At 71.9% G+C, this 19585-nt stretch carries 14 protein-coding genes; 9 read left to right on the top strand and 5 right to left on the bottom strand.

Annotation, left to right across the window (positions count from 1 at the left end):
• Window positions 1–65: 65 nt before the first annotated feature.
• From CQ044_RS18515 to CQ044_RS18535, 5 genes are all read left to right on the top strand, one after another.
• Entirely contained in the window at window positions 66–734 is a 669-nt protein-coding gene (locus CQ044_RS18515; protein WP_105689828.1) for a TetR/AcrR family transcriptional regulator, read from the top strand.
• A complete protein-coding gene (locus tag CQ044_RS19690) occupies window positions 731–1645 on the top strand; it encodes a hypothetical protein (RefSeq protein ID WP_181158387.1) in 915 nt (304 codons plus the stop codon). Before CQ044_RS18515 ends, CQ044_RS19690 begins: the two co-directional genes overlap by 4 nt.
• Window positions 1642–3537 (top strand): YhgE/Pip domain-containing protein, encoded by a 1896-nt coding sequence (locus CQ044_RS18525; protein WP_105689829.1) that lies wholly within the window; start codon window positions 1642–1644, stop codon window positions 3535–3537. Before CQ044_RS19690 ends, CQ044_RS18525 begins: the two co-directional genes overlap by 4 nt.
• A gap of 280 nt (window positions 3538–3817) precedes the next feature.
• Window positions 3818–6538 carry a penicillin acylase family protein gene (locus CQ044_RS18530; RefSeq protein WP_105689830.1) on the top strand — a complete coding sequence of 907 codons (2721 nt, stop codon included), beginning with the start codon at window positions 3818–3820 and terminating at the stop codon, window positions 6536–6538.
• A gap of 127 nt (window positions 6539–6665) precedes the next feature.
• Entirely contained in the window at window positions 6666–7424 is a 759-nt protein-coding gene (locus CQ044_RS18535) for an alpha/beta fold hydrolase (protein ID WP_258133370.1), read from the top strand.
• Between the two features lie 226 nt (window positions 7425–7650).
• Here the strand turns inward: CQ044_RS18535 and CQ044_RS18540 are convergent, their stop codons facing one another.
• Window positions 7651–8985, bottom strand: coding sequence for an MFS transporter (locus CQ044_RS18540; protein WP_105689832.1), 1335 nt, complete (start codon window positions 8983–8985; stop codon window positions 7651–7653).
• Between the two features lie 319 nt (window positions 8986–9304).
• Here CQ044_RS18540 and CQ044_RS18545 point away from each other — a divergent pair, with 319 nt between their 5' ends.
• The gene (locus tag CQ044_RS18545) at window positions 9305–9859 is read left to right on the top strand and encodes a 4'-phosphopantetheinyl transferase superfamily protein (RefSeq protein WP_105689833.1); all 555 of its coding nucleotides are present in this window, start codon (window positions 9305–9307) and stop codon (window positions 9857–9859) included.
• Here the strand turns inward: CQ044_RS18545 and CQ044_RS18550 are convergent.
• On the bottom strand, window positions 9804–10388 hold the full coding sequence (locus tag CQ044_RS18550) for a cysteine hydrolase family protein (RefSeq protein WP_105689834.1): 585 nt from the start codon (window positions 10386–10388) through the stop codon (window positions 9804–9806). The genes CQ044_RS18545 and CQ044_RS18550 overlap by 56 nt on opposite strands.
• A 55-nt stretch (window positions 10389–10443) precedes the next feature.
• Here CQ044_RS18550 and CQ044_RS18555 point away from each other — a divergent pair, with 55 nt between their 5' ends.
• The gene (locus CQ044_RS18555) at window positions 10444–10896 is read left to right on the top strand and encodes a MarR family winged helix-turn-helix transcriptional regulator (RefSeq protein WP_181158388.1); all 453 of its coding nucleotides are present in this window, start codon (window positions 10444–10446) and stop codon (window positions 10894–10896) included.
• Between the two features lie 5 nt (window positions 10897–10901).
• Window positions 10902–12317 (top strand): MFS transporter, encoded by a 1416-nt coding sequence (locus CQ044_RS18560; protein WP_219844999.1) that lies wholly within the window; start codon window positions 10902–10904, stop codon window positions 12315–12317.
• A gap of 6 nt (window positions 12318–12323) precedes the next feature.
• Here CQ044_RS18560 and CQ044_RS18565 read toward each other — a convergent pair whose 3' ends face one another.
• The 3 genes from CQ044_RS18565 to CQ044_RS18575 all read right to left on the bottom strand — a co-directional run bounded on the left by CQ044_RS18565 (window position 12324) and on the right by CQ044_RS18575 (window position 18579).
• A complete protein-coding gene (locus CQ044_RS18565) occupies window positions 12324–13028 on the bottom strand; it encodes a GNAT family N-acetyltransferase (protein WP_219844998.1) in 705 nt (234 codons plus the stop codon).
• Between the two features lie 39 nt (window positions 13029–13067).
• Window positions 13068–14438 (bottom strand): M1 family metallopeptidase, encoded by a 1371-nt coding sequence (locus CQ044_RS18570; RefSeq protein ID WP_105689835.1) that lies wholly within the window; start codon window positions 14436–14438, stop codon window positions 13068–13070.
• Between the two features lie 61 nt (window positions 14439–14499).
• Entirely contained in the window at window positions 14500–18579 is a 4080-nt protein-coding gene (locus CQ044_RS18575) for a Pls/PosA family non-ribosomal peptide synthetase (protein WP_105689836.1), read from the bottom strand.
• A 320-nt stretch (window positions 18580–18899) separates the two neighbouring features.
• Here CQ044_RS18575 and CQ044_RS18580 point away from each other — a divergent pair.
• A partial coding sequence (locus CQ044_RS18580) for an RNA polymerase sigma factor (RefSeq protein WP_146116834.1) occupies window positions 18900–19585 on the top strand: 686 nt, incomplete at its 3' end.

Raw genomic sequence — 19585 nt, forward strand, 5'->3', positions numbered from 1 at the left:
ACGCCGGATCCGCCACACTCAGCTAACTTGCACACTCGTGTGCAGGTTAGGCGTACACTGGTCCAGTGACAGACACCACCGCACCCCGCCGCCAGCGCAGGGACGCCGCCGAGAACCGGGCCGGCATCCTCGCCGCGGCCTCGCAGACCCTGGCCGTGGATCCGCACGCCTCCGTCGACCAGATCGCCCGCGCCGCCGGCCTCAGCCGCCGCGCCCTGTACGGCCACTTCGACGATCGCACCGCGCTCGTGCACGCCCTCATCTCCGCCGGCGCCGCGCGCTTCAACGCCGTCGCGCAGCGAGTGGACGACGCCGACAGCCGCATCGCGCTCGCGCGCCTCACCGCAGACCTGTGGCGCGAGGCGGCGCATGTGCAGGTGGCCGCGGCGATCGCGCTCGACGAGGCGCACGTCGAGGAGACCGCCGCAGCCCTCGCACCGCTGCGACGCGTGCTCGCGGCGCTCGTCCGCCGCGGCCAGGAGGATGACGAACTCCGCCAGGACATGGCCGCACCGACACTCGCCCGCCTCATCGAGGAGAGCGCCCGCACGGTCGTCACCCGCACCGACGCCTCCTCCCCCGTCGCGGGGGACATCGCCGTGCGCGCGGTGCTCAGCATCGCGGGGCTCGGCTGGCGCGAGATCGACACGTTGATCGCCGCACACCCCGAACTCTCCGCGGCCGGTGCGCCGGATACGCTTGCCACGATTCCCGCCGAGGAGGGCCGCGCATGAGGATCGCCGTGCACGACGTCAGCAAGGGCAAGAAGGGCCACGCGCTGCCCACCACATCGCTCGAGATCGAGACGGGCCACGCCCGGTTCGTGCTCGCCGAGACCGAGCTGCGGCCCACCGTGCTGGGTCTCATCGCCACCGGCCGCATGCGTCCCGATACGGGCGAGGTCACGATCGACGGCACGCGCAACGACCGCGACCTGCGCCGCCGCATGGCGCTCGTCGACGCGCCGGAGGTCAGCGACCCGCACCCGGGCGTGACGCTCGCCGCGGTCGTGGGCGAGGAGCTCATGTTCGCCGGCCTCCCGGCGACCCCGCTGCACGCCCGGCGCTGGCTCGAGCAGATCGGCTTCGCCGAGCTCGCCGCGCAGCCGATCGGAACGATCAAGCCGTCCGTGCGCGTACGCGTCATGGCCGAGCTCGCGGTGATGCGCGACGACGTGGAAGGGTTCGTGCTGGTCTCCCCAGACCGACACGGCGGGCGCCCGGAGGGCTGGTGGCGCATCGCCACGGAGTTCGCCGAACGCGGCTTCGCGGTGCTCGTGATCGTCGGCGGATCCGCGGCCGCGGTCATCGAGCGACTCCCGGAGGCGCTCCAGACCAGCTACCCGTCCAACGCCACGGTGCCGGTGCGCCCGCTCGCCGACGTGACCGGATCCACCACCGTGAGGGACGCGGATCCGGAGCCCGAACCGGAGCCGGTTCTTGAGCTGGAGCCGGAACCGGAACAGCACCGCGTTTCGTCTCAGGCGCCTGCGGCGTCTTCGCTCAACGACCACGAGGAAGACGATCCGGTCGCTGAGCCGGATCCGGTCGCTGAGCCTGACCCGGTCGCTGAGCCTGTCGAAGCGCCCGCCCCCGAAGACACCGACACCGAAGACCCCGAGACCGAGAACGGAGCCGCGCGATGAAGATCCCCGCGATGATCGGCGCCGAGCTGCGCCGCCTGACCGCGAGCCCCATGGCCGTGATCGCCCTGATCGCCCTGATGGCCGTGCCGATCCTGTACGGCGGGCTCTACCTGTGGGCGAACCAGGATCCCTACGGCAAGTTCAGCGAGGTGCCCGTCGGTCTCGTCGTCGAGGACACCGGTGCGACCTCGAACGGCACGACGACGAACTACGGCGAGAAGGTCGCCGACAACCTCGTCGAGGGCAAGGCGTTCGACTGGAACCGGATGAGCGCGGGCGCCGCGCGTTCCGCGCTCAAGAACGGCGACGTCGACTTCACGGTGACGATCCCGAAGACGTTCTCCGAAGCGCTGCTGTCCGCCTCCGGCACGACCCCGAAGCAGGCGAGGATCGAGCTCGAGACCAACGACGCGAACAACTACCTCGCGTCGTCGATCGGATCCGGCGCGGTCGAGAAGATCCGCAGATCCGTCGCCGAGATGGTCGGCCAGGAGGCGGCGGACAAGCTGCTCACCGGTCTCAGCGACGTCCGCGGCAAGCTCGGGGAGGCGGCCGATGGCGCGTCGCAGCTGTACGACGGCGCGAACACCGCCGTCTCGGGCAGCGGCCAGCTCGCCGACGGCACGTCCCAGCTGGCTGACGGCGCATCCCAGCTCGCGGGTGGCACCGCGCAGATCGCGGACGGCTCGCAGCAGCTCGCCGCCGGCGCGGCGACCCTCGCGAACGGCGCCCAGCAGGTGAGCGCCGGCAACCAGCAGATCGCGCAATACGCGAACGAGGCCGGATCCCTCGTGCAGCAGGCGACGAACGCGCTCCCGCAGGCGCGCAGCGACATCGCCGCCGCGCTCGCGGACCGCGGCATGTCGCAGGCCGACATCGACGCGGTCCTGGCGAAGCTGGATCCGCTCGGCGACGATCTGCGCAGCGGCAACGACAAGGTGCAGGGCGCGGTCGGCAAGATCGACCAGCTCGCCGACGGCAGCGCTCAGGTCGCGTCCGGCAGCGCCACGCTCGCCGACAAGTCGCAGCAGCTCGCGGACGGCGCGCAGACCGCCGCGACGGGTGCCGCGACCCTGAGCACCGGTGCGACCACCGCCCGCGACGGCGCCAAGAGCCTGCACGACGGCCTCGGAACGCTCAGCACGGGCATCGGCACGCTGCGCGACGGCCTGAAGTCCGGCGTCGACGCGATCCCCTCGTCCACCCCCGAGCTGCGCGAGCAGCAGGCGAAGACGATCGCGAACCCGGTCGACGTGTCCAGCGACAAGGTCGCCGCCGCCAAGGACTACGGTCAGGGTCTCGCGCCGTTCTTCGCGGCGCTGGCCGGGTGGATCGGCATCTACGCGCTGTTCCTCATCATCAAGCCGATCTCCCGCCGCGCGGTCACGGCGCTGCACTCGCCGATCCGGATCACCCTCGCCGGCTGGCTCACCCCCGCGGCGTTCGGCGCCGTGCAGATGGTGGGCCTGCTCGGCGTGCTCGCCTGGGCGCTCGGGTTCACGTTCCAGAACGGGTGGGGTGCGCTCGGCATCATGGTGCTCGCCTCGGCCACTTATGCCGCGATCATCCTCGCGCTGAACGTGTGGCTGGGATCCGTGGGGCAGTTCGTGGGTCTCGTGCTCATGGTGCTGCAGCTCGTGACCGCGGGCGGAACGTTCCCATGGCAGACCCTGCCCGCGCCGCTCGCCGCGCTGCATCACGTGCTGCCGATGGGCTACGTGGTCGACGCGATGCGACAGCTCATGTACGGCGGCCAGGTGGGCAGGGCGTTGACCGACCTCGCCGTGCTGGGGATCTGGCTGGTCGGCTCGCTGCTGATCGCGATGATCGGCGTGACGAGGATGACGCACAAGCGCACTCTGCGCGACCTGCAGCCCAGCCTGATCGGCTGACGCGCAGCACACCTCTACCTCTATCCGAGTCGTCCCCGTCAGCGGAGCCTATGGCGTGCGCTGACGGGGACGACTCGGAAAGTAGGGGAGCCACAGGGGGGCGCGGGCGGCGCCCGCTCCGGTGGACGGCGCCGACGGGGGGCGGTGGATGGTGCCGCGGGCTGGGGTGCACGAGCCCGGCGGCTGCGGCCGCGCTGCGCGCTAGGATGCGAGGACGTCTCGCGGCGCTGCGACCCGATCCTTCCGACCGTGAGACTCCGTCTCACTCGAAGGAGCAGCGATGTCGTCAGCCGCACCCGCCGTCAAGCCCCGGCGCCGCGCCGGGCGGATCATCGGCCGTGTCGCGTTCGGCGTGATCGCGGGGATCGTGGTCCTCGCCACGGCGGCCGCCCTGGTCCTGGTGTGGACCGTGCAGCGCTCGTTCCCGCAGACCACCGGAGAGCTCGCCCTCAAGGGCCTGCAGGCGCAGGTGACGGTCCAGCGCGACGACCGCGGGATCCCGACGGTCACCGCCGACAACAGCCATGACCTGTTCTTCGCGCAGGGCTTCGTGCACGCCCAGGACCGATTCTGGGAGATGGACTTCCGCCGGCACGTGACGAGCGGCAGGGTCGCCGAACTGTTCGGATCCTCCCAGGTCGCCACCGACGAGTTCCTGCGCACGCTGAACTGGCACGGCATCGCCGAGAAGGAGGTCGCGGCGATGGATCCGGCCACCCGCGGCTACTACGAGGCCTACGCCGAAGGCGTGAACGCCTACCTCGCCGACCACAAGGGCGCCGAGGCGTCGTTCGAGTATGCCGTGGTCGGCATGAACAACCCCGGCTACACGATCGAGCCGTGGACGCCGGCCGACTCCGTCGCGTGGCTCAAGGCGATGGCCTGGGATCTGCGCGGCAACATCGAGGACGAGACGACGCGCGCGCTGCTCGCCCCCGCCGTCGATGCCTCCACCATGAACGAGATCTACCCGGCCTACCCGTTCGACCAGCACCCCGTGATCGTGCCGACGATCACCCCCGTGGATCAGGTCGGAAGCGGTGCGGCGAGCGCGACGGACACGACGGGGTCCGACGCGGCTCCGACGGGGAACGCACCCGCGCCCGGCTCGACGCCCAGCGCCGCACCGACGGCCTCGCCTGCGCCGAGCACCTCCGCGGCGGCGAGCGCCCCGGGGTCGGTGCGCTGGACGACCGCCGGCAGCACCCTGGAGGCCGTGCAGACGCTGCTCGGCGATCCGGGCGAGGGGATCGGATCCAACTCCTGGGTGGTCTCGGGGTCCCTCACGGCGAGCGGCAAGCCGCTGCTCGCGAACGACCCGCACCTGGGCGCGGCGCTGCCCTCGGTCTGGTACCAGATGCAGCTGCGCTGCCGCACGGTGAGCACCGCCTGCCCGTTCGACGTGAGCGGGTTCTCGTTCTCCGGGCTGCCGAGCATCGTGATCGGGCACAACGCAGATATCGCCTGGGGGTTCACGAACCTCACCACCGACGTGACCGACCTCTACGTCGAGAAGATCGACGGCGACGCGTACTGGCGCGACGGCGTGCGCGTCCCGCTGCAGACCCGCACGGAGACGGTCAAGGTCGCCGGCGGGGACGACATCACCCTCACGATCCGCTCGACCGTGCACGGTCCGATCGTGTCGGGTCTCACCGATGACTTCACCGCGCTCGCGAAGACCCCGATCGTGGGTCGCGCCGACGCGGGTTCGCCCGGCGGTGAGACCGGCGTCGCGCCCGATGCCACCGTCGACGCCCTTCCCGGTCAGTACGCCGTGAGTCTGCGCTGGACGGCGCTGGATCCCGGCACCACTTCGACCGCCATCTTCGCGATGAACACGGCGAAGGACTTCGCCGACTTCCGGCACGCGGCATCCCTGTTCGACGTCCCGGCGCAGAACCTCATCTACGCCGACCAGAAGGGCAACATCGGCTACCAGACGCCCGGCCGTCTGCCGATCCGCGGCGCCGGCAACGGCTACTTCCCGCAGCCGGGCTGGACGAGCACCTCCGACTGGACCGGATACATCCCCTTCGAGAAGCTCCCCGTCTCCTACAACCCGGACGAGGGCTACATCGTGACCGCGAACAACGCGATCGTCCCCGACAGTTATCCGTACTTCCTCTCCAAGGACTGGGACTACGGCTACCGTGCCGCCCGGATCGCCGAGCTCATCGAGCGCACCGCGAAGCAGCATGCGCTCACCGCCCAGGACATGCGCAACATCCAGTTCGACCAGCAGAGCTGGATCGGCAAACAGCTCGCCGCCGAGATGCAGGAGCTCCCTCCCTCGAAGGACGCCGGCGTGCGCGCGGCCGTGGGACTGCTCAAGTCCTGGGATGCGCAGGCCTCGGCCGACTCCCCCGCCGCGGCCTATGCGAATGTGCTCTGGCAGCACCTGGCGCTGAACCTGTTCGCGAACCGCGAGCATCCGCTGCCGATGGACGGGCAGGGACGCCTGTTCACGATCGTGGGCCCGATGCTCGAGAATCCGGACGACCCGCTGTGGACCAACGCGAAGATCGGCGTCACGGGCCGGGACGAGATGCTGGCACTGTCGGCGAAGCAGGCCTACGACGAGCTCGCGAAGGCGCAGGGGACGGATCCGAGCCGGTGGAGCTGGGGCGATCTGCACGCGATCACGCTCACCCACCAGACGCTCGGCAAGAGCGGCATCGCGCCGATCGAGTGGCTGTTCAACCGCGGGCCGTATCCGGTCGGCGGCGGATCCTCACTCGTCGATGCCACCGGCTGGACGCTCGGCGGCTCCTACGCGACGACCACGGTGCCGTCGATGCGGATGGTGGTCGACCTCGCCGACTTCGACGCCTCCACATGGAACCACCTCACCGGAGCGAGCGGCCACGCCTTCAGCCCGCACTACACGGACCAGACCGAGAACTGGTCGAAGGGCCTGCAGTCCCCTTGGCCGTTCTCGCAGAAGGCCGTCACCGCCGCCACGGTCGACACCCTGGTGTTGAGACCCCCCGTGGGTTGACCACCTCCTTTCCGGGTCGTCCCCATCAGCGGAGCCCATGGCGTGCGCTGACGGGGACGACTCGGACAGTAGGGGAGCTACAGGGGGCGAGGGCGCCGCTCGTGGCCGGATGTGGTGGAGTGGTGCGGTGAGCGAACCCGACCTGACCCCGGCCCTCGGCGGAACCGTCACCGCGTTCACCGTCGGATCCGCGACGCTGATCGCGGAGCGCGTGGGATCCGGATCCGAGGTGTTCCTGCTCCTGCACGGACTCGGGATGGGACGCAGCGTATTCGTCGAGCTGGCTCGGCGACTCGACGGCATCGTCGTGGCCGTGGATCTCCCGGGCTTCGGCGCGGCACCGGAGCCCGATGTCCCGCTCACCATGCCCGAGCACGCCGACCTCGTCGCGGCGCACCTGGCGACCGAAGGGCTGCCGGCGGTCACCGTCGTCGGGCACTCGATGGGGAGCCAGGTCGCGGCCGAGCTCGCCGTCCGCCACCCGGACAGAGTCCGCGCCGTCGTGCTCGCCGCGCCCACCGTCGATGCCGGCGCCCGGCGCGTGGCCCGGCAGGCGCTGCGCTTCCTGCACGACACCGCCTCGATCGACCCGCGCGTGGTGGTCCGCGGTGTGCGCGAGTACCTCCGCGCCGGCCCGCAGCTCGTCCGCAAGATCCGGGCCACGGTCGCGCACCGCCCCGAGGACCTCTACCCGCGGATCGCCGCGCCGACCCTCGTGCTGCGCGGCTCGCGGGATCCGGTGTGCCCCGCGGTCTGGACCCGCGCCGTCGCGGAGGCGATCCCGCGGGCGGAGTTCGCGGAGATCCCCGGCTGCGGGCACGAGACGATGATCCGCGACGCTGCCCCGGCCGCGGCCCGCATCGCGGACTTCCTCTCGCGCACCTGACGCCGGATCCGGCGCCTGCCCCAGTCGCCCACCCCGGGGGATCCGCCTCCATCTCCGGGTCGTCCCCGTGAGCGGAGCCTATGGCGTGCGCTGGCGGGGACGACCGGAGGAGTCGAGGTCAGCACTGAACCAGAGCGACGCCTCCTATCTGAGTCGTCCCCATCAGCGGAGCCCATGGCGTGCGCTGGTAGGGACGACTCGGAGGTAGCAGGTAGGAGGGAAGAGGTCAGGCCTGCGGGGCTTGCTGCCGCGCCGCGCGGAACGCGATCGCGGCGATGCCCAGCGCGGATCCGAGGAACACCACGGCGAGGATCGCCCAGCCGGCGAAACCGAGGGCGATCGCCGTCGCGTTCACGAGGAGCGGTGCGACGAGCGAGCCGATCGAGAACGTCATCCCGAAGACGCCCTGGTAGGCGCCCGCGCGCACGGGGTCGGCCAGTTCGAAACTCAGGCCCCAGCCGCCGGCCTGCGACAGGATCTCGGCGAAGGTGTGCGCGATGAGCGCGATCAGCAGCACCGCGATCGCCGCCACGACAGGGAGACCCGCGGCCGAGGCGTAGACGAGACAGGCTCCCGCCATGAGCACGCCCGCGATCAGCGAGACCTTGCCCGCGACGCGCAGGTCGTGCGTGTTCCGCGAGAACCGCACTTGGAAGAGCACCACCAGCACGGTGTTCGCGATCAGCAGCACCGACACCGTGGCGTCGGGCGCCGTGGTGGCGTGGGCGATCCACAGCGGAACGCCGACCTCGGCGACGCCGAACTGCATGCCGAACGCTGCCGAGAACAGGGTGAGCAGCAGATAGCGCGGATCGCGCCAGGGCGAACGGGCGCGCCAGTCGCGGCGCAGCTCCCGCTCGGCGGCGGCCGTCGCCGCGGTGTTCACGGATCCGGTCTCGGTCGTGATCGTCTCGGCGACCCGCGGGGCGGCGTCGACGGAGGAGGGCAGCCGCAGCAGCGGGATCGCGCCGACGGCGCAGATCACGCCGGCGATCACGATCACGATCCGGTACGCCAAGGGGGTTCCGATCGCCAGCGCGATCGCGGCGATCCCGGATCCTGCCGCGATCGAGAGGTTCGTCACGGTGCGCAGCACGGCCCTGGCGTGCACGCGGTTCTCGCCGGTGAAGCCGCGCGCGATCACCGCCGAGCGGGACGACTGCGCCAGGGCGTCGAGGAACCCGCTCGCGACGGCGAGGACGATCGCGGTCATGAACGTGCCGACGAACGCGTAGGCGACGAGGAGGAGCCCGGCCGCGACCTCGAACGCGAACGACAGGCGCCGCGCGCTCCACCGGTCTGCGAGCCATCCGCCGAGGAACGAGGCGAGGATGCTGCTGCCGCTCGCCGCGGCCAGCACGATCGCCGCCTGGCCGCCGTCGAGTCCGACGATGCGGATGAAGTAGAGCACCGTGATCGTCAGGAACACGCCGCGCCCGATGCGCGCGACGGTCGTTGCGGTGACCAGCGCGCGCAGAACCGGGTCATCGAGCGCTCCGATGATGCGGCCGACCGGACCGGGGCGGCGCAACGTCTGGGTGCCCGCCGGATCCGAAGTCATAGGGTTCGATCCTAGGACGTGCGGCGGGAGCCCGCGCGGCGGTACCGTCCCCGCGAAGGGCGCCCTCTATCCGAGTCGTCCCCGTGAGCGGAGCCCATAGCGTGCGCTGGCGGGGACGACCCGAAGAGTTGGGGTCAGCACCGAACCAGGGTGGCGCCTCATATCCGAGTCGTCCCTGTGAGCGGAGCCTCTGGCGTGCGCTGGCGGGGACGACTCGAAGATGGGGTTGCCGGGCCGGGGCGCCGGGCCGGGGTCGCCGGGCCGGGGTCGCCGGGCCGAGGTCACCAGGCCCGGGCCGGCCTCGCTCTACGCTGGGGTCGTGCAAGGGGCGACGGTCGAGGGCGTGCGGATCGCGTGGGCGCGCACGGCGCGCGACGATCGGCGCGAGACCGGCCGCGCGCTCATCCGGGCGCTGGTCGCCGAACTGGCCCCGGGAGCGGACCCGCGGATCGAGCAGCGCTGCCCGGTCTGCGGCGGCCCGCACGGACGACCGCTGCTGCCGCACGCGCCGCTGCTCGCGAACGCCGCGTACGCGGATCCCTGGGTCGTCGTCGCCGTCGCCCGTGAGCAGGATGCGGAAGCGGTCGGCATCGACGTGGAGCTCGAGGGATCCGCACCGGAGCTCTCGCTCCTGTTCGCACCGGAGGATCCGCCTGACCTCCGCGGCTGGACCGCGATCGAAGCGGCGCTCAAGGCCGACGGGCGCGGCCTGATGGTCCCGCCGGACCGCGTGCGTCTCTCCCCCGACGGGTACGCGACGGTCCCGGACGGCGGCGAGTTCCGGATCCTCCCGATCGCCGCCGCGCCCGGCACGATCGTCAGTCTCGCGCTGCGGCGTCCGCGCGCAGACCGGCCGCCCACGCGTCGACCGTGACCACGTCGGCCTGACGCGGGAACACCTTCTCGAGCAGTACCCTGTGCACCTCGGGATCCTGATCTGCACACGCGTCCGCCAGGACGGTGAGCCCGAAGTCGTGGTCGGCGGCGTGGCGGACCGTGCTCAGCACGACCCCGCTCGTCGAGACGCCGGCGAGCACGAGATCGGTCGCATCGAGCCCGCGCAGCACCACGTCGAGGTCGGAGGCGAATGCGCCGTACCGCCGCTTGACGACCACGGGCTCCCCCGGAAGCGGCGCGAGATCGGCGACGATCTGCGTGGCCTCGGCGTCCTCCCCCATGTACGGGGCGGTGGGCGACTGGGCGATCGCGCCGAAGGCCTTGTTGCGCGCGGCCGCTTCGGGGAAGCCCTCGCGGAACGCGACGCGGACGAAGACGACGGGGATCCCCGCGGCGCGCGCGGCGGCGAGCGCCCGCTGCGCGTGCGCGATCACGTCGGAGCCGCCCGCGGCGTAGCGTCCGGCGATGCCGTTCTGGAAGTCCATGAGCAGGAGTGCGGTGGTCATCGCCACGTCCTTTCGAATATTAGACAGGTACGACTGTGCAGTTTAGGCTGTTGATATGCCAGAGACCTCGCCCGCGACCGATGCATCCGCTGTGAGTGCGCGACAGACCGCGCTCGACCTGCGCACGGTGGTCGCGCGCCTGCTCCGCCAATTCCGCGAGGCCGGCGCCGACGAGACGATCACCCCGTCGCAGGCGTCCGCCCTGGCCCGGCTCGGCAAGGGCGGCGTCTCGACCGTGAGCGCCCTCGCGACGGCGGAACGCGTGCGACCGCAGTCCATGGCCGCGACCGTCGACGCGATCGAGGCGCTCGGTCTCGTCACCCGCAGCCCCGACCCCGGAGACGGGCGCCGGCAGATCATCGACCTCACGGATGCCGGACGCGCCAGGATCGAGGGCCAGAAGGACGCCGCCGCGACCTGGCTCGAGCACGCCCTGGACGCGCTCGACGAGGACGAGCTGCGCGCGATCTCCACCGCAACCGGACTCCTGGAGCGGATGCTGCCGTGATCCGGATGCCCTCGGCGCCGATCGGCGGGCCCGCGCCCGCCGGCCGTTTCGATCGGCGGCTGCTCGCCCCGATGATGGTGGGCTCGATCCTCAACCCGATCAACACGGCCATCATCGCGGTGGCGCTCACCCCGATCGGCCTCGCGCTCGGCGCCCCGACCCGCGAGACCGTGTGGCTCGTGTCGAGCCTCTACCTGGCCACCGCGATCGGACAGCCGCTGGTCGGCCGCCTCGTCGACATCTTCGGCGTGCGATCCCTCTTCCTGCTCGGCGCGGTGCTCGTGACCGCCGCCGGTGCGATCGGGCTGTTCGCACCGGAGAACCGAGACAGCATCTGGTGGCTCGTGGCGGCGCGCGTCATCCTCGGCCTCGGCACCTGCGCGGGCTATCCGGCGGCGATGCACATGATCCGCGCGGAAGGGGACCGCACCGGCCTCGCCTCACCGGCCGGGATCCTCACGCTGCTCAGCGTCACGACCCAGACCATCGCCGTGATCGCTCCCGCGCTCGGCGGCGTGCTCGTCGGCGCCTGGGGGTGGCGCGCCACCTTCGCCGTGAACGTGCCCCTCGGGCTCGCCACACTCCTGCTCGGCGCGCTCTTCCTGCCCCGCCGAACGGGGCTCGAGCCTGCAGTGGAGGACCGGCCGCGGATCGACGGGATCGGGATCCTCCTCTTCGCCGTCACGATGCTCACCCTGCTCGTCTTCCTGCAGAACATCGCCCCGGCCCTGATCTGGCTGCTCGTCGTCGCCCTCGCAGCCGGAGTCGTGTTCGTGTGGTGGGAGCGCCGGATCCCCGATCCGTTCATCGACGTGCGGGTGCTCTCCGGCAACCGGCCGCTGCTGCTCAGCTACGTGCGCTCGCTGCTGACCGCGACAATCTCGTACACGTTCGTCTACGGCTTCACCCAGTGGCTCGAGGACGGCCGGGGCCTCAGCCCGACGATCGCCGGCCTCGTGCTGCTCCCGGTGTTCGCGGCCGGCATCGCGGTCGCGCTCGCGTTCGGACGCCGGCCCGAGGTCGTCGGCAAGCTGCTGGTCGGATCCGCCGCGCAGCTCGTCGCCGGGATCCTCGTGCTTTTCATGACGGGCTCGTCGCCGATCTGGTTCCTCGTGCTCGCGATGCTCGTGCTCGGCATCCCGCAGGGCCTCAACAACCTCGCGATCCAGAACTCGCTGTACTTCCAGGCCGAGCCGGCGCGGATCGCCTCCTCGGCGGGTCTGCTGCGCACCTTCTTCTACCTGGGCGCGATCGTCTCGTCCGTGATCTACGGCAACGTCTACGGCGCCAGGGCGACCACGGAGGGACTGCACGTCCTGGGCTGGGTCGTCGTCGGGATCGCCACGGTGTTCCTCCTCATCACGGTCTTCGACCGCTCGCTCGCGCGGATCGGACGGGACGCGCCGGACGCCGGGGCGTGACGCCGTTCAGCCCTCGGAGAGGTGCCGCCACCAGGTGATGCCGGTGCCCACGCGGGTGAAGCCGCACCGAGCGTACAGAAGCTCCCCCTCCGGCGTCGCGTTGAGCACCGCCTCGCGTGCTCCGGACCGCGCCGCAGCCGCACAGACGGCCGCGAGCAGTCCGGTGCCGATGCCCCGGCGACGGAAGGGCGGCCAGACCGCCATGTCGAAGACGCCGGCGAGCTCTCCACTGCGGAACGACCAGGCGCGTCCGGCGAACCGCGCCGACTCGGCATCGCGCGCCACCGCGCACCACGCGATCGGAGGCTCGATCCGCGCGAGACCGAGCCGCTCCCGCTCGAACTCGCCGGCGACGGAGCCGGGTTCGCGGATCAGCGCGATCCGCGGGTCATCGGGGAGGGAGGTCTCGGTAAGCGCGGCCGACATCCAGCACGGCGCCCAGCCCCGCTCGAACCCGGCCTCCGCCAGCGGCGTCTCATCGACCTCGGATCCGAGCCAGACCCCGACGAGCCCGCGCCCCCTCGCGTGCGCCCGCGCGACACCGCGCCGCAATGCGTCGACCGTCGGCGCCTCCGGGAACATCAGGTTCATACCATCGGGTCCGTCGGTCCAGACCAGGCCGTCCTCGATCAGGCATTCGCCGCCCAGCGTCTCCGCCCGCGCACGGAACCACGCGGTCTGCACGCGTTCGCACTCCGCCACGGTGGCCACGTCGTCCAGTGTGGCCGGTCGCCGTCGAGAACGACAGCCCTAGCCGTCGGTCGCGGCCCTCGGGTTCACGTTCAGGGCGGCGGTGACCGGCGCGGGCTCCACCGCGGCGCCCGGTGCCGCCTCGGGCAGGGGCGGCAGCGCCTCGGCATCGAGCCAGGCGTCGAAGAACGCCTCTAGCCGGCGACCGGCGACGGAGGCGGCGAGAGTGCGGAAGTCCTCGGTCGTCGCCGTGGCGCCCGCATGGCGTGAGGTCCACGTCCGGAGGATCCGGAAGAACGCGTCCTCGCCCACCGTCAGTCGCAGTGCGTGCAGGACGAGCGCGCCGCGCTTGTAGACGCGGTCGTCGAACATGACTTCAGGACCCGGATCCGAGAGTACGAGGTCCTGCGGCTCCGCCGCGAGCGCGGTCCAGTGCCCGAGCGCCTTCGCATGCGCGCTGTGCCCGCCGCTGCGCTCGGACCAGATCCACTCCGCGTAACAGGCGAAGCCCTCGTTCAGCCAGATGTCCCGCCACCGCGCCAGGCCCACGCTGTTGCCGAACCACTGGTGCGCGAGCTCGTGCGCGATGAGGCGCTCGAGGCTGCCGCGCCCGTCGATGTGGTTCGCGCCGAAGACGCCCATCCCCTGCGCCTCGAGCGGGATCTCCAGGTCGTCGGCGGTCACCACGAGCCGGTAGGAGGGCAACGGATACGGTCCGAACGCCTCCGCGAAGACGGCCATCATCTGCGGCAGCGGAGCGAGGTCCGCGTCCACGCGCGCGGTCAGTCCCGCCGGATGCAGCACCTGACCCTCGACCCCGGAGAGGTCCATGCCCCGAGAGACATATTTCCCGATCTGCACGGTCGCGAGATAGCTGGGCGTCGGCATGGCGCGTTCGAAGACCCAGGTCGTGCGCCCGCCCTTGGTCGTCGTGGACACCGGCTCCGCGGCGGCGACCGCATATCCGGGGTCTGTCGTGATCGAGAGCCGGTAGGTCGCCTTGTCGGAGGGGTGGTCGTTGCAGGGGAACCACGACGGTGCGCCGATGGGCTGCGAGGCGACGATCGCGCCGTCCTCCAGCTCCTCCCAGCCGAGCGTGCCCCAGCGGGTGCGCCGCGGACGGGGTGCCCCGCCGTAGGAGATCGTGAGCTCGAACGGATCCCCCGCCGCGAGCTCGCGCCCGAGCGCGACCTTGACCTTGCGGTCGGTCTGCGTGAAGCCGATGCGCCCGCCGAGGTCGCTGCGCACCTTGGTCGCGCGGAGCCCTGCGAGATCCAGCGAGATCGCCCTGGTCGCCTCGACGGCACGCCCGCGCACGACGGCGACGCCGTCCAGCCGGTTGGTGCCGAGCCGGTAGTCGATCGTCAGGTCGTAGTGCTCGACGCGGTAGCGGCGATCGCCGGAATGCGGGGTGTAGTCGTCGGGGCTCACGGTTCCATGCTCACAGATCCTGGCGCACTCGATGCGCCGCACTCGCTGTGGGCCTTCGCGCTCACTCCGCCGCCTGGTAGCTGCGCACCTTCACCACGCGCCAGGGACCGATCGGGTTTCCGCTCCAGCGGCTGCCGACCGGCACGCCCTCGCCCCGCATGACGAGCGACGCGGGTCCGACCGTCGCATCGGATCCGATCGTCGCGGCGGGCAGGATCACGCTGTGCGGGCCGAGGGTCGCACCGGCCTCGAGCGTGACCGTGTCGATGCTCATCACGCGGTCGTGGAAGAGGTGCGTCTGCAGCACGCAGCCGCGGTTCACCGTCGCGCCGTCGCCGAGCGTGACCAGATCCGGCTCCGGCAGCCAGTAGCTGTCGGTCCAGACGCCCTTGCCGATCGTCGCGCCGAGCGAGCGCAGCCACACGGCGAGCGCAGGCGTGCCCGCCGCGGCGTTCGCGAACCACGGGGCCGCCATCATCTCGGTGAACGTGTCGGCGACCTCGGTGCGCCACACGAAGCTCGACCAGAGCGGGTGCTCCCCGGGGCGGATCGGCCCGACGAACGTCCACTTCGCGGCAGTCGCGAACCCTGCTGCGACCGCGCCCGCGATCAGCAGCACGAGCCCCGACAGCACCACGGTCCACGCCAGTCCGACGCCCGTGGCCAGCGCGGCGAGCGTCAGCAGGACGGCAAGTCCGAGTGCGCAGGAGAGGATGACCGGCACGATGCGGCACAGCTCCCACAGGCCACGGGCGATCCGCAGCGCCGCGCGAGGGCGGTAGGTGCGCTCGAGGTCCGACTCGTTCACCACCCGGCGCAGACGCACCGGAGGGGATCCGAGCCAGGAGGATCCGGCCTTCGCCTTGTCCGGCGCCACCGAGAGCACGGCGACGAGGCCGTCCTTGGGCACCTTGTGTCCGGCGCCCGCCATTCCGGAGTTGCCGAGGAACGCGCGCTTGCCGATGCGTGCCGCGGCCAGGCGCATCCATCCTCCGCCGAGCTCGTAGGACGCGACCATCGTGTCGTCGGCGAGGAAGGCGCCGTCGTCGATCGTCGTCATCGAGGGGATCAGCAGCACGGTGGAGATCTCCACCTCCTTGCCGACCTTCGCCCCGAGAAGGCGCAGCCAGGTGGGGGTGAACAGGCTCGCGTAGAGCGGGAAGAGCAGCGTGCGGGCGGAGTCGAGCAGGCGCTCCGTGGTCCACGCCTGCCACGCGATCCGGCCGCGCACGGGGTGGATCCCCTCGCGCAGTCCGATCGACAGCAGCCGGGTCGCCGCCACGACGAGCCCGGCGAACACGAGCCCTGTCACGAGCACGGACGGCACAAGCCAGATCGCCAGTCCCGGGATCGCGGCGGCGAGCGAGGTGGCGCCGCGCGCCCCCTGCACGAGTACGAGCGCGCCGAGCGCGAAGGCGAGCACGGGCAGGAGACCGAGACCCATGCTCGATGCGGCATATGCCCACAGCCAGCGCCGGGGAGCCGGGGGACGCTCCGGCGCGAGCGGGGCGGATTTGCCGCCGACGCGCACCGCGGGGGATCCGGCCCAGCGCTGCCCGGCCCGCACACGGCCGAACACGGCGGATCCGGGAGCCACCTCGGCGGCACGGCCGATGCGCGTGCCGGGCGCGAGCGTGCTGCGCGCCCCGACCACCGCGCCCGCGCCGATGCGTATTCCGCCGACGCGGACGGTGTCGCCGTCGATCCAGTATCCGGAGAGGTCGACCTCCGGCTCGATCGCGGCGCCGGCCCCGATGTCGAGCATGCCGGTCACCGGCGGCAGCGTGTGCAGGTCGACGTCGGGGCCGATCTTCGCTCCGAGCGCCCTGGCGTAGTAGCTCACCCACGGTGCGCCCGCGAAGCCGACGGGATCGATCTGGTGGCTGACCTGCTCGGCGAGCCACAGCCGCAGATGCACTCCGCCACCGCGGGGATAGTCGCCGGCGCGCACCCCGGCGAGCAGCACGCGGGCGGCGACCGCGGCGATGGCCATCCGCCCGAACGGCGTCGCGAACACCACGAGCCCCACGATCAGCAGCCACAGCGGCGCGGTGGGCAGCCAGTCGAAGCCCGGCACGAGGTGCAGGATCGCGCTGCCGGTGAGCAGCCACAGCACCCACCTGATGCCGCCGAGGACGAACAGCGGCACCCCCAGGATCGTCTGGATCCATTGCATGCGCCGAGGCGTGGGCCGGGACTCATGGAAGTCTCCTGGCTCCGGCTCCTCGTCTCCCGCCTCTGCCTCGACGGCGTCGGCCATCCGCCGCAGGCGCGGCAGGTCGTACACGTCGGCCATTGTGAACTCGGGGGCGCGGGACCGGATCCGGCTCACCAGCTGCGCGGCCGCGAGGGATCCGCCGCCGAGCTGGAAGAAGTCGGCATCCTCGTCGAGCGGTCGCGTGCCGAGCACGGCGAACCACTGCTCCGCGAGCCAGGCCGCGGTGCCGGTCAGCGTGGAGTCGTCGGCGTCCGGATCCGTCAGCGGCCAGGGCAGCGCCGCCTTGTCCACCTTGCCCGAGGTGCGCACGGGCAGGTCGTCCATGATCGCGAGGAGCGGGATGAGCGGGGCGGGGAGCGTCTCGGCGAGCTCCGCCCGCGCAATCTGCCGGTCGAAGCCCTCTGTCGGCACCACATAGCCGACGAGCAGCGGGATCCCGCCCTCGCTGCGCTGCACGACGACCGTCGCCGCGGTGACCGCGGTGAGGTTCTGCAGCGCGGCCTCGACCTCGCCGAGCTCGATGCGCCGGCCGCCGATCTTGACCTGGTCGTCGGCGCGCCCCTGGAACACGAGGCCCGCCTCCTCGTAGCGCACGAGATCGCCGGAGCGATAGGCACGGTCCCAGCCCAGGGACGGCATCGGCGCGTACTTCTCCGCGTCCTTGGCCGGATCGAGGTACCGCGCGAGCCCGACGCCCCCGATCACCAGCTCCCCGACCTGGCCCTCGGCGACCCGGTTCCCCTCGCCGTCGACGACCGCGAGGTCCCAGCCGTCCAGCGGCAGGCCGATCCGCACGGGCTCCCCCGCGCGGAGCGCCTCGCCGTCCATCTCGGCCGCGCACGCGACGACCGTGGCCTCGGTGGGCCCGTAGGTGTTCCAGACCTCGCGGTCCTCGCCGACCAGCCGCGCGGCGAGCTCGGGTGGCAGCGCCTCGCCGCCGAAGATGAGCAGTCGCAGGTTCTCGATCGCGTCCTGCGGCCAGAGCGCGGCGAGCGTCGGCACGGTCGACACCGCGGTGATGCCGTGCCCGAGCAGCCAGGGCCCGAGGTCCTCCCCCGAGCGCACGAGCGCGCGCGGCGCCGGCACGAGGCAGGCGCCGTATCGCCAGGCCAGCCACATCTCCTCGCACGAGGCGTCGAAGGCGACGGAGAGCCCGGCCAGCACCCGGTCGCCGGGCCCGAGCGGCGCATCCTGCAGGAAGAGGTTCGCCTCGGCGTCGACGAACGCCGCCGCGGAGCGGTGCGTCACGGCGACGCCCTTGGGCACCCCGGTCGAGCCGGAGGTGAAGATGATCCAGGCGTCGTCCAGCGGCATCGGATGCGGCACGGTCGTGATCGAGACCGAGCTCGGATGCGGATCCTCCCCGTCGAACAGCCCGGATCCGACCCGCTCCCCCGCGGCCATCCCGGCCGCCCCTGTCACGCCGGCCACCGGGTCTGCCCCGGGCACCGGGGCCACCGGTGCCATGTCGGGGCGCGTTCCGTCCGTTTGGGGCGCGTCCTGACCGGATTCGGTGTCGGGGTGCGCCCCAAACGGGGAATCTGCGCCCCGAAACACCCCTCCGGCGCCGATCACGCCGCGCACCTTCGCCTCGCCGAAGACCAGGTCGGCCCGCTCCTGGGGGTCGTCCGCGTCGACCGGGACGTATGCCGCCCCAGCCGCGAGCGTGCCGAGGATCGCGAGGTAAAGCTCGCGCCCGCCCGAGGGCATCCTGATGCCGACCCTGTCACCGCGCATGACCCCGTGCTCGCGCAGCCGGCCTGCCGTCCGCCAGACCTGGGCCAGCAGCTCGCCGTAGCTGAGCGCTCCCGCCGCGTCCTCGATCGCAGAGGCATCGGGGTGCCGGCGCGCGGTGTCGACGAGGATGTCGATCAGCGTGCGCGGCGTCGCGGCGAGTGCGGCGCGGTCGAGGATGTCTTGCATGGGTTCCGTTCGAGCTGCTGTCACGCCGGGGCGCGTGCGCGCTCAGGGTACCGCGGGCGGGGAAACAGCAGGTGAAGCGTCGCTCCCCGGCGACGCTTCACGTCATCCGGCCCGGATCCGCTTCCGCACCCTCGCCGGATCCGATGACAAGAATTCGGCGAGAACAACTCGAGAATGACGAGGCCGAGGTGCCAAGATGCTGTTGACGCAGCGTCATTCCGGGGTTGACCCGACCCCGCCACGGCTGCGCCGGTGCCGTCCTCCATTTCCGGAGCGGTGGTGTGGTGCGCCTCGGCGGGGAGGCCGTCCGGGGAGGTGTCATGACCGAGGTCCGAAGCGATGCGGAGCTTCTCCGCGACGTGCGCGCCGGCGACCGCGGCGCCTACGACCTGCTCTGGCGTCGGCACTATGGAGCGGGGATCCGCTTCGCAGGACGACTGGCGCCGTCACGGGCCGAGGATCTCGTGTCCGAGTCCTTCCTCGCCATCTACCAGCAGGTGACCACGACGCCGAACGGCCCGACCTTCGCGTTCCGCTCCTACCTGAAGGCCGTGATCCGGAACACCGCGATCCGCTGGCACAAGGATGCCCAGCGCCTCATCGACTCGGACGACGTCGACGACGTCGAGCACCGGGACGCCCTGAGCTACGCGGAGCAGGAGTCGGAGTCCACCGACGTCCTCGCCGCCTTCCAGGAGCTGCCGGAGCGCTGGCAGCGCGTGCTCTGGCTGGCCGAGGTCGCGGACGCGAGCAGATCGGACATCGCCCGCGAGCTGCGGATCAGGCCCAACGCGGTCTCGGCTCTGCAGCGCCGCGCGCGCTCCGGGCTGAAGTTCCAGTGGCTGAGCCGGCAGATCCCCGTCGCCCTGCGCGAAGAGACCTCCCATGTCGCGCGCCTGCTCCCCCAGTACCTCACGGAGCCCCGCAACGTCATGCTCGCCGCCGAGGTCGGCGCGCACACCTCGGACTGCGCCGACTGCCGGGAGCTGCTGGGCAGCCTGCGCGG

This window comes from Microbacterium sp. MYb64 (assembly GCF_002979495.1).
GTDB lineage: Bacteria > Actinomycetota > Actinomycetes > Actinomycetales > Microbacteriaceae > Microbacterium > Microbacterium azadirachtae_A.

Excerpts from the sequence above, each read along its gene's own strand:
- CQ044_RS19690 (WP_181158387.1), top strand. The coding sequence starts at position 731 with ATGAGGATCGCCGTGCACGACGTCAGCAAGGGCAAGAAGGGCCACGCG.
- CQ044_RS18525 (WP_105689829.1), top strand. The coding sequence starts at position 1,642 with ATGAAGATCCCCGCGATGATCGGCGCCGAGCTGCGCCGCCTGACCGCG.
- CQ044_RS18530 (WP_105689830.1), top strand. The coding sequence starts at position 3,818 with ATGTCGTCAGCCGCACCCGCCGTCAAGCCCCGGCGCCGCGCCGGGCGG.
- CQ044_RS18540 (WP_105689832.1), bottom strand. The coding sequence starts at position 8,985 with ATGACTTCGGATCCGGCGGGCACCCAGACGTTGCGCCGCCCCGGTCCG.
- CQ044_RS18550 (WP_105689834.1), bottom strand. The coding sequence starts at position 10,388 with ATGACCACCGCACTCCTGCTCATGGACTTCCAGAACGGCATCGCCGGA.
- CQ044_RS18555 (WP_181158388.1), top strand. The coding sequence starts at position 10,444 with ATGCCAGAGACCTCGCCCGCGACCGATGCATCCGCTGTGAGTGCGCGA.
- CQ044_RS18560 (WP_219844999.1), top strand. The coding sequence starts at position 10,902 with ATGCCCTCGGCGCCGATCGGCGGGCCCGCGCCCGCCGGCCGTTTCGAT.
- CQ044_RS18575 (WP_105689836.1), bottom strand. The coding sequence starts at position 18,579 with ATGCAAGACATCCTCGACCGCGCCGCACTCGCCGCGACGCCGCGCACG.